Origin of the sequence: Vibrio sp. 99K-1, from assembly GCF_013114585.1 — a bacterium.
GTDB classification, from domain to species: domain Bacteria; phylum Pseudomonadota; class Gammaproteobacteria; order Enterobacterales; family Vibrionaceae; genus Vibrio; species Vibrio chagasii_B.
Genome location: NZ_VTXF01000004.1, coordinates 89,781 through 106,662, shown reverse-complemented (window position 1 = coordinate 106,662; position 16,882 = coordinate 89,781). Strand labels below are relative to the sequence as shown.

Genomic DNA, 16,882 nt, shown 5'->3' with positions numbered 1-16,882 from the left:
ACTTTAAATAAATCATAAAATGAAAGTTTGTTTAATTTTATTTAAACTTTCTTACTGGTCTGAGTTGTTGATTCCCATAATAGAGAGGAGAGAATAGAATTAATAAAGGATTATCTAATTAAGATTTTTCTATTTTAGCTTTTCTTTAAGTTAATATGTGAGAGTGGTTTTCACTGATTCAAATAAGCGTAATATATTTATGGTCATTATTAGGTGAAACGAATTTCTCTATTTACACTTAAATTAACTCATTTTCGTAAAATAGTATTGGCTCTCAAGTTCCTCAGTCTCTCTAACAAAAAACGCAGCCAGGTCGGCTGCGTTTGTTTTGGTTATTTTGGCAGTAAGCCGTGTCATGCTTGAGTTTAGCTAGTCAGCCCTAGAGAAGTTCAGGAATAAAGTTAGCGATGATAGACACATCGCTGAAGTTGCGATAGCCGCGCACCATGATGCTGAATTCGCCCGCAGGTTTGTTTAATACACATTGTTCGTTGCTGCTGTTCTGGTATGGGCGGCAGTCAAAGTTTGATTTTGATGCCACACCGTTATATTTGACGTATAAGTCGGCATCGCCACTGCGAGGGCCAGTCAAAGTTACCGTTAACTGACCAGCTTGCTGAGTTGTAAAGTTGAAGAATTGCTCTTCACCATAGCCAGCAGATAGGTCGCCAACAGGGACACCAGGCTCTAGCTCTGTTGGCCCAGTAACGGGTGAATCAAGGCTGGTTTCAACGAGGTAAGCAATCGCCAGTTTCGCGAACTTCGAGGCATGGGTTGCCGTCGGATCTGAGTTCTCTAACGTATCATGCTGCGTGTGGATGCTCGGGTTGTAATCGTTGAACATGCTCTCGAATGGCATAGCTGCAGGGTAGCCAACGTTGTGCCATGAGGCGTGATCGGAACAGGCATAACCACAACGGTCAAAACTGTAACTGATGTCGCTCGCGTAGGTATCAATCAACTCGCTCAGGTAAGCCGTTAGGTTGCTGTCGGTGTAGTCGGTGATGAAGGTAATATCGTGCGCGGAGCCGTTGTAGTTAGTCATGTCCAACTGAAGTACAGAGATAACGTTCGCTTGTTCGTCTCTCAGAGCATTAGCAACATCTTGTGAACCACGCAGTCCCACTTCTTCAGCTGCATAGCCATAGAACTTGATGGTTTTGTCTGGCTGAATACCACTAGCTATCATCAAACGCAGCGATTCTGTGACGGTAGCAATACCAGAAGCATCGTCATCAGCCCCCGGGGAAATAGTGCCTTCACTTGTCCAAGACCCTACGGTTGAATCAAGGTGTCCGCCAACGACAACGATCTCTTCTGGATACTTCGCGCCAAGTAAGGTGACTTCGACCGATTTTTGCGGATACTCTGCGTGCGTGATTTGGCGTGCTGAGGCGTATGGCACATCTTTGATTTCCCTTTTCCAACGCTCTAGCAGCCAATCTGAAGCAGCAACACCCGTAGAAGTGGTATAAAAACGGTTGGTGAAGTTGGTTAGATTTTCGATGGTCGTAACCATATTGCTTGGCTCAACCTGAGCGAGTAAATCATTCACTGTATCTTGGTGGCTGATCGTCGGCTTTTCGAAGGTGCTGATTGTCAGCGGCATTGCGGCAGCTTTCAATGCGCTAGCCTTGTTTTCATGCACCATGTAGCCACCACAGCGGTGGGTTTCTTCGTGCATGTGGCTAGATAGTTTAGCCAACTGTTTTGCGTTGATTTTTGCAACGATGGAGTGTTTGTTTCCATTCACAGCTGGGTATACCGTTGCGCCGTGTTCCACGATCAGGTGTTGAGCGTCTGCATCGGTTGTGATCCAAACTTCAGAGTTTTCTGGCGGTGTGATTCCTAAAGATGCATAAGCCGTAGCGCTGCCAAACAGAGCCATAGCGAGGATACTTTTTTGAATAGCCATTTGATGTCCTTTTTATCGTTATATTTTTGTTTTTTTTATTGTTTTAGCTATGAGGATTTTCATTACCCACATAGTCAAAGGGCCCCTTTCGGAGCCCTGAATTAACTATCGATTATTGTGTTTTGATGAAACGGTAGTGCTTGGTTTCTGAACAAACATCACTTGAGGTACATACTTGGTACTCCACATCTACCGTACCGTTGTGACGGAACTTATCGACGTATGAGTTGAAGTCTGTTGCACCAACACTCTTGCCGTTACGTTTAATCACAAAGTAGTCGTTTGTGTCGTAATCCCATGCGAGTTTAACGCGAGCTTTGCCATTCGGATTCTTATTACCGAACTTCAGTTTTAGAGGGAAACCTTCCGCAGAGTCGCCTTCAATCGTGACCGATTTACTTGTTGATGTTGCAACGCCAGCATCGTCAGTGACGGTCAGTGTTACCACGTAGTCACCCGCTTCAGCGTAAGTGTAGCGAGTTACTTCACCCGTTTGCGTGTTGCCATCGCCAAGGTTCCATTGGTAAGAGACGATTTGGCCGTCGCTATCTGAACTTGTGCTGCGAAGTTCGACTTCTTTGCCAACCACAGTGTGTTCGAACGAAGATACCGGTGGTACGTTAGTGCTGCCAGCTTCGTATGACGCTTTCAGGTTGGCACCTGTGTAATCTGAGTAGCCCAGAATGTTAACGGTGTAGCGACCAGCTGTTGGGTTATCGATAACACAGACTTCATCTGTCACGCTTTCACTTTTACAGATGTTCTCTTGTGGGTTTGGTGCATAATCGAGACCGACATACATATCTGGATCACCCGTAGAGACAGCCAGATCAATCGTCAGTTTGTTTTGGCCTTCTGGTACTTCGATATCAAAGTAAGTCTTGGAACCTGTTTCACCAGCCACTGGTGCTTCAACACCATTTTCTAGACGCTGATATTCAGGCTCTGGCGGTAGTGGTGGCTCATCACATGGTGTTACACCAACCAGTGCGAACGCGGAAACCACATCTTCGGTACTGTAACCAAGGTCAGTGGCTGAGTTTTTCACGCCACACGCACCCTGCCAAAAATCACTGTTTTCCTGCCAGTAGATTTGGTTTGCTAAAACGAAAAGTTCGAACGCTTTCTTGGTATCCCAACCTTGTGCCGTTGCTAGGTGGTAAAACGCCTTATTGAACACACCTGAGCTGTAGTGCACGTTTAAGCCGTCGTAGTATTCCGATGCGTTGTTGATGGAAGAACCGTCACGCGATGGGTCATCCATGTAACGCAAAGCGCCGTCACCTTTAAAGATGTTACGACCCACCATCCAGTCGTTGGTGCCTTTCATGTAGTATTCTGCTGCTTCTCCGGCCATATCAGAGAATGCTTCGTTCATACCACCAGATTGGTTTGCGTAGATCAGACCTGAGTTTTGCTCTGTGAAACCGTGGCTCACCTCGTGGGCAGACACGTCTAAGCTCACAAGTGGGTAGAAGAAGCTTTCACCATCACCAAAGGTCATCGCTTTGCCGTCCCAGAATGCGTTCTCGTAGCTAGAGCCGTAGTGGACACGCATCATGAGTTTGAATGAGAGTGGTGCTGTATCGAACCAGTTTTTATACATGTCGAAAACGATGTTACCGAAGTAATGAGCATCGTTCAGAGGAGAGTAAGCTCCGTTCACTTCTTTATGTTCGTTGCGAGGGCATTCGTAGCTGTAAACAGTATCACCGTCTGTTGCGCCATTTAGGTCAACCGTGACAACGTTTTCCGATTCCATCACACACTCAGTGCCATTCTCTTGAACATCAAGGTAGTGGTAGTCGGTGCCGTATTCGTACATGCCAGTCTTCTCGTTACCGCCAGGGCCTGTCCCTATCTGAGCGTGAGCAATACCTTCCCAGCGGTCGATGATTTCACCCGTATGAGCGTCGAGCATAGTGAATGGGCGTGAAGGCTTTTCGCTACCTTTCACAAGGTAAGAAACCACGTACACGAGTCGTGTCTTATCAGCCCCTTGTGCTCCAACACCTTGCTTCGACGCGCCTTGGTAGATAAACAGCTCATGTTGTACGTTGTCTAGTGATTTGCTAGCTACGCTCTGGGCTTTCAGGTCTTTACTCGCCAGTTCAACAGCTTGAGCACTGTTGATGGATGGCTTAACGAAAGATCGCTCCAGAGTGGTGGTTTTTAAGTAGCGACCTTGAACGGACTTAAGAGCGCCACCTTGAACACTTTGGGTTGCGTTTAGGTAGTGTCCCCAAACCGGCGTCCCCCAAATGTTTTGCTGGATCTTAACTTTGTAGATACCGCGCTTTTTCAGGTTAACTTCCTTAACCATCTTGAAGCTAGAGGCATTACTGACGCCTAGCTGAGTATTTAACCCAGAAAAGCTAGTAAAGTTGATAGGTTGATTAATGCTAACGGATTCACCCGCGTGTACGGATAAAGACATAGCACTCGCTATAGCAACGGCAACTAAACGCTTTTTCATTTTCATTGTTATTTTCTCTTTCCATGTAAAATCCATGAAAACGTAACAAAAATATCACATTGAATTTACATTATTCGATCGAATTAATTAGTAGCATGGCAGGGCTCTATTTTATTCATGAAATCTATATTTCTCGTATTTACAGATGGTTATGATTTATGTTTATTTTTCGATGTGCTTATATTTTTTATTTATAAAACCATGACACTTTTATTAACTGATACTTTTTTATGCGAAATAAGATCTTCACGTGAATTGATCTGTGCCTCAATTAATCGAGCTTAAATTGATAGAAGGGTAAATGGTTGGGAGGAGTACGTTACGCGTTTCGGCTATTAGCTGATTTTAAGAACAGTTTTGACGAAGTTTTTATCTTTTAGAGGGTTATTGCCTAATTTGTCATTTATTTTGCATTGCGCTTTTTGAGGAATTCTTTGGCACAGAGCTCAAAACGCCAGGAATAAAAAAACCAGCGACGAATGCCACTGGTTTGAAGATTCTTGCTTGGGTTCGCTAGCGTTTAAAGTTACGCAAGCTCTGGCAACTTACTGTTTCTTACCGCCAACTTGTACGTAGTCGATACCGATAATACGGTTGATGATACCAAGGGCGGAGCTTGTGTCAGAGTTTGTTGAACGGATGGTATCAACACTTGCACCTTCAGGAACCAGTTCCATTGCACGATCTTGTGTGTTACCAGGAATTTGGAAGCCTACGATGTTGAAGCTTTCGGCGTGCGCTGTGTACACTTCATCGTTGTGGCTAATACCTGAACAGCCTGCAAGAGAGACAATGCCCAAAACAACTAATAACTTTTTCATAAACATACCTTTAGAATAATTGGGATCTAGAGGGTTACCCTTTGGCACTCATGACTCATAAAGAACGTCGGAGCGGTTCTTCGCCGCACTCAAGTGACAAGCCATCAATAGTGGTACCAAGGTTATCTAGATCGAATAAATGGATAGGGAGACAGTGTCTCCCAACCGATGTGAGCATTATTTCAGAGGTGTTTTGTCGTTACTGTATGGCTTTGTCAGCTGCTTCGTTACACAGTGGAAAAGTGATGGTGAAGACCGCACCTTTCAAACTTGGGCTTTGAGCAATTTGGACGGTTGCATGGTGTTGGGCGCAGATTTTATGGACGATAGATAACCCTAAGCCATGACCACTCTTCGCTTTGTTACGTGCTTTGTCGCCAACATAAAAGGGATCGAATAGGTGTGCTCGGTGTTCTTCTGCAACGCCATCACCATCGTCGTGTACCGCGATTTGCAGCTGCTCTTGGTGTTTAGTTACTTCAATTGAAATCTGTGTGCGTGCAAATTTCATTGCGTTACGTACGAGGTTATCCAATGCACGATTGAGCAGGGTTTCGTCAGCCACTATCGATTGCTCGTGTTCTGGTAAGTAAAGGTCAATACTGAGCGCGGTCTCTTTGCTCCAGCGCGTCGTCGCGTGCTTGAGAAAGTCTTTTATTTCCAATGGCTGCTGTAGGCTTTCGAGTTCAGTGCTATCGAGCTTGGCATAATACAAGAGCTCATCAACCATCTTCTCCATCTCTTCCGTGTCTTCAACGATGCTCTCAATGGTTTTCTCTTGTTCTTCGCTCAACGGCGTGTCTTTCAGCATTTCAGCTTGCCACTGAATACGAAATATTGGTGTGCGTAGTTCATGAGCGACCGCATTGGTGAGCGAGCGATTACTTTCAATTAAGCGGTGAATCCGATCGGCCATGAGGTTGAAGGACTTGTTCAATGATCCAATCGCAATGCCACTTGAGGTTTCAGCGCGCGAAGAGAGGTCTCCTTCTGCAAAGCTGAGAGTGGCAGATTCTAGCTTTTTAACTCGGCGGAATATGATCAGTACGTGGCATAAGCCATACAAGATAAAGCTTCCTAAAAAGAACAACCAAATAAGATCATCCTCTAACTCTATCTTTTGCCTAACAAACGCTTCGCTGTTGGGGAGGTAGTGGTAAGTGTTGTCACTACTTGCTAAGCGAAACCACAGGTCACGTTCGTCATCATGAAAGATAAAGGTGTCTGGATGAGCAATGAAGAATTGTGAAACGGGACCTGGTACTTCATCTTGTGGGCTGAGGATCACCAGTTTATTTCGTGTGGTTTCGACAAACTGGTTTATCGCTTGATGAGCAGCTTCAAGCCCTTGATTCTTAGCGATGTTTTCTATCAGCTGTTGATGGGCTGCCGCTTCATAATCTTGCAGTACATATTCGTAGTCAGTATTGAGCTGATAGACACTGATTTCATAGGCGATAATACCTGCCATAAAACAAACTAACAGCCCTATTAGGGACTCCAAATAGATACGTCGCATAATTGTTCTCTTTCATTACGCTCGTACTGAGCGAGGTTAATGCCAAGCGGTGGAAACAAATAAGTAACCTTTACCGCGAATGGTCTGAATTTTTTCTGCTGGCGCATGGTCGTCACCCAGTATTTTTCTCAGGCGTACGACCTTGTTATCAATGGTTCTATCAATCCCGTCATACTCAATGCCGCGCAACGTTTGTGTTAAATAGTCACGAGATAGTGGTGTATCTGGGTTACTCGCTAATAGCCAGAGTAGGTCAAATTCACTGTCGGTAAGTGACAAAACCTCACCCGCTAGTTCGCATTTCTTATAGGTGTTTTTCAACAACAGTTGATCGAACTGTAGGCTGTCCGAGTCATCGGCTGAAGCGGTGTTAGCGTCTTGGCGGCGTAATAATGAACGAACTCTTGCAAGCAGAACTCTTGGTTTGATTGGCTTGGTGACATAGTCATCAGCCCCGGTCTCTAAGCCTGCGACATGATCAAAGTCGTCATCGCTAGCGGTGAGCATCAGAATTTTACCTTTGTAATGTGTACGCGTCTGTCGGCAGATTGTAAGTCCGTCGCTTACAGGAAGCATCAGATCCAGTAAGACAATGTCTGGCTGTTCAGCGAGGATAGTCTGTGCAGCACAGCTGCCATCATCGAGTACCGAGACGTCAAAGTCTTGTGCGATAAAGTAGTCTTGCAACATTCTTTGAAGCTTCAAATCATCTTCCACGATGATCATTCTAGGTTTTGTCATTCCATTATCAGCCTTATCGTGTGTTTAACTTATGAGATTTCATGAGTGCAATTATCTTGCCAGGATAATCATAGTTGCATATTCGGTTCGAATGCTTCACGAAAAATACCTGATGCAAATGATTAAACACTTTATAAGTTAGTTCAATGCTGAATTGGCATTTATAACAAAAATAAAAAACATTGTTCAAATGTAAGACTGGCCGCCACCAAACCCAATTTTCGAATGGGTTTAATGGTGAGGTTCTATTTCAAGAGACTAGATGTAAGGCGGTAGGTGCACTAAGCCTACCCAATGGGATACTTGGAACTCTCGGGTGACTTTCAATGAGCTTGGAGGCAGTCCCGTTTTTTCGAGTATCAGTCGCTGTACATTCTATTACATTCCCACGACAGATAGTTTGAAGTCTAAATAATAGAATTTCCCCATCTTACGTTTGGGGAATCATTGCATGAAGTACTATCGAAACGCGTTGTTGGCATTACCATTAATCCTGTTAGCTGGATGCCAGTCTGGCTCTAACACAATGAAGAAACAATTACCTCAACCTAAAGCCGATTACGTGTTCTCATCGGCCAAGCTAGGAGAGTTGTATCAAGAGCGAGAAGAGATCCAAGAAGCCTTCAGACTGACTTACGATGGGGTGAAGTACGAGAAAGTGATGTTTGCCGAGGATATAAGTGAGCAGCAGAAAGTTATCAGGCTTGTCGACCGGCTAGGACAAACTATTGATGTGTATCTTCCCGATGCTGGAGTCGATACCTGTGGCATTTACAAGGAAGGCAACTTCTATGATGCGTTTGAGTGCAATGCTGCACAGCGCTCAGTGTCGAATGAAACCACGTTAATCCAAACGACAACTAGTGACAGAAAACGGCCTATTGAATTTGAGTTCTATACCGAAGCGTTAGATTACGTGACAACGCTAGGCTCTACGGTGCTAACCCGCTCTCTACAAGATAACAAAGTCACGATTACTACTTCGTTCGCTTTTCAAGCCTTTTACCGAGATAGATTTAATAAGCCCGGTGTTGGTGAGCGTATTGACTCAACGTTAGGCGCATCAACCTATTCTCAGCTGTTTGATATTGTGAAGTTATCTCAAGGCCGAGATATGACATTAAAGTTCGATAATCATATTGGCGGGAGTGCCGATGATGAAATCAACATGTACACCGGACGCATGATCCATAGCAATAAGATGACAACCATCGTGACTCCAAGAGGGTCGGTTTTCTCGGGTGGTACGGACTTATTCGCAGCGGGTTACCCACGTATTTTACAACGTGCAGACACCAGTAAAGCCATTGAACAGAATAAGCAGGTTGGTGTGCATAGTTGGGCTGAGGGAGATAAAACCGCGAAAGAATTTCCTTACACTAATGAGAGCCATCGCAGCCAAGCGACTTACTTTAAGAAGGTGATGGGAGACAAAGGGATCGCTTTCTATATGTTTACCCTAAATTCAGCCCCAGCTTCTGGTGAGCATTGGATGACGAAAGCGGACTCTGATAAATACAGTTTCATTACCCGTATTGAGTAAGTTTGGGGACGACAACTGATCGTTATCCACCGATTGCTAAAGGTTGATAGTGGCTTTGTCATTATCAACCTTTTTTGTGGTTTTTGTTTCCATTTCAACTTCATTCTCAAATTGAGAAAAATGAATAGCTCGAATGTAAATCTTTGTTATGAAAGACTTTATCTTTCGGCACTATACTTGCTCCTCTCCTCTTTACACGTTTCAGGCTAGTGAAAGAGGGAACAGAATGAGAAATTGGAATTCAGTCATACTGCCGAGTTGCTTGGTGCCATGTGTCGCGATGGCGTTGACCACGGCGGATCTAACGTTTGAATCTGGCGCGGATGCGTCCAACTATTCAGAAAAAGGTAAACCTAATAATACGTATTCGGTGTCAGCATCACTGCCCCAAGACGTGCTAACCAACGTCTATTCGATGTTGCCTGAAGGTACCACCGTCAACAGCGCTTTTATTGCCCCTGAGCGCTACTCGAGCATCGACATTGATGATGAGTTGGACGGTGCAGAGTACGCCACAGCCACAATCACTTTTTTGAACGAAGGGGCGGGTTACCGTAACACTCTTGGTTACTTCGTTTTTGATACCAATAACCCTCCAGTTACTAAAGACGATATCAACGCACACGTCGTGGTGTTTCCTAATACGTCCATTGCTGATGTTGGGGAAATGCAAGAAGGGGACTCCATCGATCTCAGTGTCCAGCTTACGGCAGGTCAAACATTAGCCTTTTTTATCATCTCGAATGGTTGGGGCTGGGAAGGATCTTATAACAACATCCCGTGGCTTGGTGGCTGGGGCACACCTTTCTACAGCTATCCAGCGCTTAACCCTGAGGCGTCAGCTGACAATAGAAGACATAATGTTGCTTTCCTGGATACAGAGAATGAGTTTTTGGTACTTGGCTTTGAGGATATTTATCGTCCAACTGGAGACAACGATTTTAATGATTTGATCTTTACTGTTGAAGTTACGCCATTTATTGCTGTTGATGGGGTTAACGAAGATGGCACAACAGACTCAAAATATGAGGTGCTTGTCCAAGAGAACAATGAAGATGTGACAGTGACAACCGTCTACCCAAGTTCGAACAGCTACGCAACGATCGCCTTTGAGGATAACTGGCCACTAAAAGGTGACTACGACTTCAATGATGTGGTTTGGCGCTACAAAGTGACGGAGCAGCTCAATGGTCAACGAGAACTTAAAAACTTGACTGTAGATTACACACTTCAAGCGATGGGGGCAGGCTACTCGAATGGTTATGCAGTGAAACTACCGAATGTTTTACCTGCGAACGTAGCATCTACCACACTCACTCGTAATGGCGTTGCCGTTGGTCACACGATTTTACAAGCGGGAGACAGTGAGACGATATTGATGGTGTCAGAAAATCTAAGAGAGGATCTGGAAAACTTAGGTGAACTAACAGAGAGCTGTGTTTTCTACCGAACCCAAAGTGCATGTTCTGGGGTACAAAACGGTGACGTGCTTAACTACCAACTGTACGTGGAATTTACTACACCAGTATCACGTGATGATATAGGTTACCCACCTTATGACTCGTTTATCTTTGGAGCTGATGGTACTTATCACGGTGACTTCGTTGCGACCCCACCGGGTATGACGTGGCAAACTCACTTAAAAGAGTTTTCAGGTACAAGTGATATGAATGACACCTTGTTCAACAGTCATGATGATAGCTCTTCAGGCTCTGAGTCGTTCAAAACCAGCAATAACATGCCATGGGTTATTAATATTCGAGACGAATGGGATCACCCTGTAGAACTGGTTGATATCAGTGATGCCTATACGTCATTCCCTACATGGGTAACCAGCAGCGGTGAAACTGATGATGAATGGTATAAAGCACCGACCACTAACAAAGTTATATCAGCGACGGATGAGTAGGAGAGCAGCATGAATAAGATCAGCAAATTAATCACCATGACATCCTTCTCACTCATAGTCAGTGCTTGTGGCGGCGGTGGAGGAGGTGGCGGTGGTAACACGAGTGCATCACCTGCACAGACTCCAGATGCGACACCGTCTCCAACGCCTGCTCAACTGCCTGCGTCAGCAATCCAACCAGCCGCGATCAGTACGTCTGACATTGTGGCGCCTGTTGGTTTCTCATTTGATATTGGGGAGAAGATCAGCTTGTCAATGGATTACACGGGAACGACGGCAGGGGCTCTTCATTTGTACTCTGAGTCAGCATTTGTCATGAGTAATGGTGATGTTGTTGCGGAGCCTACTTCTCGAATCACAACCGTTTATCCAACACACACCGATGTCGTAGAGTTAGAAGTCAATGGCAACTGGGAGCAGATCTATGCCCGTTGGGTGCCAATGAGTAGTAAGGAGCAAGAACAGAGCTGGGTGATCACACTTGATCAGTCGAGCAATAGTTACCATTTGGCTTTCTAGTAACGTGTCGCTCCTCGACAAAATATCGAGCGATAGTATCTCCAACGTAAAGTACCCAAATATTTGGGTACTTTTATTTTTCACCTGCTTTCCCTTCCTTTATTCCAAAGAAAAATAGAGCTGAAAAGAGGGCTCTCTCATTTAGTAAGCCCACCTCCTCTTCTGCTTAAAACTTAGGCGTTTTAATCAATATCTGTTGAGCCATAACCATCATAGTTCAAACTTTTAATGAATTTGATTAGTGCTCTAAATTAATGTTAAGCAGTTGTTTTTATTGTGATTGCTGTTTGGGTGGTGTTGTTTTGTTAACGGTTTGTTTTAAATAATCATTTGAACCCTAACTAAATTTCTGTCATTTTATATTTAACTGAACGTTCAATAAAAAATAAAAGGACTGAGAAATGCCGAAGGTTGGGATGCCTGACATACGTAAACCACAGCTTGTTCAAGCGACCATGACGGTGATTGATCGAGTCGGTTTGCATGCCGCAAGTATTGCGTTGATCAGCAAAGAAGCGGGAGTCTCTACCGGTATTATCAATCACTATTTTGGCGGCAAACATGGCCTGCTTGAAGAAACCATGCGCGAAATTCTTCGCCAACTCTCCAATACCATCACCACCTCATTAAAAGCCCTCCCTGTTGATGCTCACCAACAGAGGATCAATGCGATCATCGATGGCAACTTCGAAGGCTATCAAGCCGAGAATAAGGTCGCGAAGGCGTGGTTGGCGTTTTGGTCTTACTCCATGCATGACGAACAGTTAAAACGATTACAGCGCGTGAATGAAATACGTTTACTCTCGCATTTACGCCTTGAATTGAAAGGTATTTTGGATCATGAACAAGCGGATCTCGTTGCTCACGGGATTGCTTCTCTGATTGATGGTTTATGGCTGAGAGGCACGTTAAACCCTGATGGTATCGATGCTAAGAAAGCCAAAGCCATCATCAATGATTACCTTGATAAACAACTAACGTTCTACTCGTGTCATACCAAGTAGACCACAGTTTAGTCATAGAACAGCACTAGAACGGCTAATACTTAACACCCAATACTCGAACTAGACCAGCAGAGTCTAATAACAACAATTAAGTCAGAATCTCAAATGGAAATGAACTCGTTATACATTGACGGCGCAGCAGTGAAAGCTACGTCTGGTGAAACCTTTGATAGCATCAACCCTGCAAACGGCGAACCTATTGCCAAGCTGGGCCAAGCCTCTGCAGCGGATGTAGATAGCGCTATCGAATCAGCAAAACGTGGCTTCGCAGTGTGGTCTGCAATGACAGCAGTCGAGCGCAGTCGCATTCTGTTGAAGGCGGTAGAAATACTTAGAGCTCGAAATGATGACCTTGCAAAACTTGAGGTTGTTGATACCGGTAAGCCACTACAAGAAGCGATTGAAGTGGATGTAGCCTCTGGCGCGGATGTTATTGAATACTTTGCTGGCTTGGCTCCAACTCTACAAGGTGACCAACAACCGCTGAGCGAATCTCAATTTTTCTACACACGCCGTGAACCACTGGGCATCTGTGCGGGTATTGGCGCGTGGAACTACCCAATTCAAATCGCGATGTGGAAATCAGCTCCGGCGTTGGCGGCGGGTAACGCGATGATCTTCAAACCGTCTGAAGAGACCCCTCTTACAGCTCTAAAGCTTGCAGAAATTTTTACCGAAGCTGGCCTTCCTGATGGCGTGTTCAACGTGGTTCAAGGTGACTACCGTGTGGGTCAAATGCTAACGGCGCACCCAGATATCGCGAAAGTCTCTTTCACGGGTGAAACCGGTACGGGTAAAGCTGTGATGGCTGACAGCGCGAAAACGCTGAAATCTGTGACGATGGAGCTTGGCGGAAAATCACCAATGATCGTATTTGATGATGCGAAATTGGATGATGCGGTTGCGGCTTCCATGGTCGCTAACTTCTATACTCAAGGCGAAGTATGCACCAATGGTACTCGTGTTTATGTGCACGAAAATATTTATGACGCATTCATCGAACAACTCAAAACGCGCACAGAGAAATTGATCATTGGTAATCCAATGGAGATGGAGACTCAGATCGGTGCGTTGATTTCTAAAGAGCATCTTTCGAAAGTCCTTGGTGCGATTGAGCTGGCGAAACAGTCTGGCGCAACTTTGTTGACGGGTGGCTACCAAGTAACGGACAACGGCCTCGAAAACGGCAATTTTGTGATTCCAACGGTATTTGTCGATTGTGATGACTCTATGCCACATGTCCAACAAGAGATCTTTGGCCCAGTGATGTCGGTAATGAAGTTTAAGGACGAAGACGATGTGATTCGCCGTGCTAACGATACTAAATACGGACTTGCTGCTGGCGTATTCACGCAAAACCTTTCTCGCGCTCACCGCGTTATTCACCAAATGCAAGCGGGTATTTGCTGGGTGAACACGTGGGGTGATTCACCCGCAGAAATGCCTGTTGGTGGCTACAAACTTTCGGGTATTGGTCGTGAAAATGGACCAGAGACTCTACTTCACTATACGCAGACTAAGAGCATTCTTATTGAACTTGGCGATTACGCCAGCCCTTATGCCTAACGCGTAACACTCGATTTAACGGGCTAGCGTGAAGAGCTAGCCCAACTGACTCATCTCAGGGAATAGATAACATGGAACAACGCTACGATTATATTATCGTCGGCGCGGGTTCGGCCGGCTGTGTGTTAGCGGATAGGCTAACGGAAAGCGGTGAACATAGCGTTTTATTACTGGAAGCTGGTGGCACGGATAAGAGCATTTTTATCCAGATGCCAACCGCGCTATCTTACCCAATGAATACTGAAAAGTACGCTTGGCAATTTGAAACCGAGCAGGAACCGGGCCTTGATGGGCGTGAACTGCACTGTCCACGTGGCAAGGTGTTAGGTGGTAGCTCGTCAATCAATGGCATGGTTTACGTGCGTGGTCATGCATGTGACTTCGACCAGTGGGAAGAAGAGGGCGCTGCCGGTTGGAATTACCAAGCGTGTTTGCCTTATTTCCGCCGTGCTGAATCGTGGAATAAAGGTGGCGACGAATATCGAGGTGATAATGGCCCTGTCGGCACATGTAACGGTAACGACATGGCGCTTAACCCACTTTACCAAGCCTTCATCGATGCAGGAAAAGACGCCGGTTACCCAGAAACACAAGACTACAACGGCTATCAGCAAGAAGGCTTCGGCACCATGCATATGACGGTAGATAAGGGTGTTAGAGCCTCAACCTCTAACGCTTATCTGCGTCGCGCATTGAAGCGCCCCAACCTTACGTTGAAAAAAGGCATCGTGGCACGCAAGTTCCTGATCGAGGCTCAATCGGATCAAAGCAAGAAAGCAGTCGGTGTTGAGTTCGAAAAGTCTGGTCACGTTCAAACTGCGATGTCGAACAAAGAAGTGATCTCTTCTGCGGGCTCTATCGGTTCTGTTCAACTACTGCAACTGTCAGGTATAGGCCCGAAAGCGGTACTTGAAAAGGCAGGCGTGGAAGTTAAACACGAGTTGAATGGTGTGGGTGAAAACCTTCAAGACCACCTAGAAGTGTACTTTCAATACCACTGTAATGAACCTATCACGCTTAACAGTAAGCTTGGCTTAGTGAGTAAAGGAATGATAGGTGCAGAGTGGATTCTTACTCGCAAAGGCTTAGGTGCAACCAATCACTTTGAATCGTGCGCCTTCATTCGATCTCGTAAAGGATTGAAGTGGCCTAATATTCAATACCACTTCCTACCAGCGGCAATGCGTTACGACGGCCAAGCCGCTTTTGATGGTCATGGCTTCCAAGTACACGTTGGACCTAACAAGCCAGAAAGCCGCGGCACGGTAGCTATCACTTCGGCCGATCCGCATGCTAAGCCAGAGATCATTTTCAACTACATCTCGACTGAGCAAGACCGTCAAGATTGGCGTGATTGTATTCGTCTAACGCGCGAAATTTTGTCGCAACCTGCGATGGATATTTACCGTGGCGAAGAGATTCAGCCGGGCTCGGATGTGACTTCTGATGAAGCGATTGACGAGTGGGTTAAGCAGAATGTTGAAAGTGCTTATCACCCATCCTGTGGCTGCAAAATGGGTTCAGATAACGACCCAATGGCAGTGCTTGATGAGCAGTGTCGCGTTCGCGGCGTTGATAATCTGCGTGTCGTTGACTCGTCTGTTTTCCCAACCATTCCAAACGGAAACTTAAACGCGCCAACCATCATGGTTGCTGAGCGCGCTTCTGATTTGATTTTGGGGAAACCAATGCTCAAAGAACAAGACGTGCCAGTGTGGATTGCGCCGGAATGGCAAGAAAAGCAAAGAATCAACAAACCAGTCAGGGAAGTGTAACGCCCTATGACTAAGTGAAAAACAGCAATAAAAATAATTAGTTAAAAGTCAGCAAAACTGCCTCTACTGTTTGAGAAGAGGCAGAAAAAAGGAAAGATTAAAAGGAACCATTATGACGACTCTAAACATGCACAACGTGACCACAAAAACGTTAGCCACATTTGCGATTAGCTCATTTGCATTTGCAGCTAACGCTTCCGTTGAACCACAACAATGTGAAAACGTCCGTTTTGCCGATGTCGGTTGGACTGACATTACCGCCACCACCGCTGTCACTACTGAGCTTTTAAAAGGCCTAGGCTACACCACCAAAACCGACCTACTTTCAGTACCTGTAACTTACTCTTCAATGGCTAATGGTGACATCGATGTGTTCCTAGGAAACTGGATGCCGACTATGGAAGGTGACATTGCTAAATACCGCGAAGCAGGCACTGTCGAAACGGTTCGTGCCAACCTTGAAGGTGCGAAATACACACTAGCGGTACCTAAATACGTGTACGACGCGGGGGTTAAAAGCTTCGCAGATCTTGCAAAGCACGCTGACAAGTTCAAAGACCGTATCTACGGCATTGAACCAGGTAATGATGGTAACCGTCTAATCCAATCGATGATCGACTCAGACGCATTCGGTCTAAAAGATTTTAGCCTAGTTGAGTCAAGCGAAGCGGGTATGGTATCGCAAGTATCACGCGCAGCACGCCGTAGCCAATGGATTGTTTACCTTGGTTGGGCACCGCACCCGATGAACAGTAACGTTGAGATGGAATACCTTTCTGGCGGTGATGACTTCTTTGGCCCGAATTACGGTGGCGCGAATGTTTACACCAATGTTCGTTCAAACTACCTATCTGAATGTTCAAACGTCGGTCAGCTTCTGCAAAACCTAGAGTTCACATTAGAGATGGAAAACCAGTTGATGGAAGCGATTTTGAACCAAAATGTGAAGCCAGAGAAAGCGGCTCAGCAATGGTTAAACAGCAATCCACAGCAAGTGGAAGCTTGGTTAGACAACGTAAAAACTCATAAAGGTGAATCAGCAACTCAAGCGGTTACTGAATACCTAAAGCAAGTAAAAGCATAGTTCTACCTAT

12 protein-coding genes are annotated in these 16,882 nt (G+C 45.4%); 7 read left to right on the top strand and 5 right to left on the bottom strand.

Annotation, left to right across the window (positions count from 1 at the left end; translation table 11 throughout):
- Window positions 1-379: 379 nt before the first annotated feature.
- The 5 genes from F0228_RS04540 to F0228_RS04520 form a co-directional block, all read right to left on the bottom strand.
- Entirely contained in the window at window positions 380-1,915 is a 1,536-nt protein-coding gene (locus tag F0228_RS04540) for a M28 family metallopeptidase (protein WP_171761938.1), read from the bottom strand.
- 112 nt (window positions 1,916-2,027) lie between these two features.
- Complete coding sequence (locus F0228_RS04535; RefSeq protein ID WP_171761937.1) at window positions 2,028-4,397, bottom strand: M4 family metallopeptidase; 2,370 nt, start codon at window positions 4,395-4,397, stop codon at window positions 2,028-2,030.
- A gap of 539 nt (window positions 4,398-4,936) precedes the next feature.
- The gene (locus tag F0228_RS04530) at window positions 4,937-5,212 is read right to left on the bottom strand and encodes a hypothetical protein (protein WP_061031988.1); all 276 of its coding nucleotides are present in this window, start codon (window positions 5,210-5,212) and stop codon (window positions 4,937-4,939) included.
- A gap of 199 nt (window positions 5,213-5,411) precedes the next feature.
- The gene (locus F0228_RS04525; protein ID WP_171730252.1) at window positions 5,412-6,731 is read right to left on the bottom strand and encodes an ATP-binding protein; all 1,320 of its coding nucleotides are present in this window, start codon (window positions 6,729-6,731) and stop codon (window positions 5,412-5,414) included.
- Window positions 6,732-6,767: 36 nt separating this feature from the next.
- Complete coding sequence (locus F0228_RS04520; RefSeq protein WP_171761936.1) at window positions 6,768-7,472, bottom strand: response regulator; 705 nt, start codon at window positions 7,470-7,472, stop codon at window positions 6,768-6,770.
- A 451-nt stretch (window positions 7,473-7,923) separates the two neighbouring features.
- Between F0228_RS04520 and F0228_RS04515 the strand changes: the two genes are divergently transcribed.
- The 7 genes from F0228_RS04515 (at window position 7,924) to F0228_RS04485 (ending at window position 16,872) form a co-directional block, all read left to right on the top strand.
- Window positions 7,924-9,015 carry an alpha/beta hydrolase gene (locus F0228_RS04515; RefSeq protein WP_116871170.1) on the top strand — a complete coding sequence of 364 codons (1,092 nt, stop codon included), beginning with the start codon at window positions 7,924-7,926 and terminating at the stop codon, window positions 9,013-9,015.
- 226 nt (window positions 9,016-9,241) lie between these two features.
- Window positions 9,242-10,924, top strand: a complete 1,683-nt coding sequence (locus F0228_RS04510) for an LruC domain-containing protein (RefSeq protein ID WP_171761935.1) — start codon at window positions 9,242-9,244, stop codon at window positions 10,922-10,924.
- Window positions 10,925-10,933: 9 nt separating this feature from the next.
- On the top strand, window positions 10,934-11,443 hold the full coding sequence (locus F0228_RS04505) for a hypothetical protein (RefSeq protein ID WP_102425773.1): 510 nt from the start codon (window positions 10,934-10,936) through the stop codon (window positions 11,441-11,443).
- Window positions 11,444-11,844: 401 nt separating this feature from the next.
- Window positions 11,845-12,447 carry a transcriptional regulator BetI gene (gene betI, locus F0228_RS04500; protein WP_061031994.1) on the top strand — a complete coding sequence of 201 codons (603 nt, stop codon included), beginning with the start codon at window positions 11,845-11,847 and terminating at the stop codon, window positions 12,445-12,447.
- Between the two features lie 105 nt (window positions 12,448-12,552).
- Window positions 12,553-14,013 carry a betaine-aldehyde dehydrogenase gene (betB, locus tag F0228_RS04495; RefSeq protein WP_171761934.1) on the top strand — a complete coding sequence of 487 codons (1,461 nt, stop codon included), beginning with the start codon at window positions 12,553-12,555 and terminating at the stop codon, window positions 14,011-14,013.
- 71 nt (window positions 14,014-14,084) lie between these two features.
- Window positions 14,085-15,788 carry a choline dehydrogenase gene (gene betA, locus F0228_RS04490; RefSeq protein WP_171761933.1) on the top strand — a complete coding sequence of 568 codons (1,704 nt, stop codon included), beginning with the start codon at window positions 14,085-14,087 and terminating at the stop codon, window positions 15,786-15,788.
- Between the two features lie 112 nt (window positions 15,789-15,900).
- Window positions 15,901-16,872, top strand: coding sequence for a choline ABC transporter substrate-binding protein (locus F0228_RS04485; RefSeq protein WP_061031997.1), 972 nt, complete (start codon window positions 15,901-15,903; stop codon window positions 16,870-16,872).
- The last annotated feature ends 10 nt before the right edge of the window (window positions 16,873-16,882 follow it).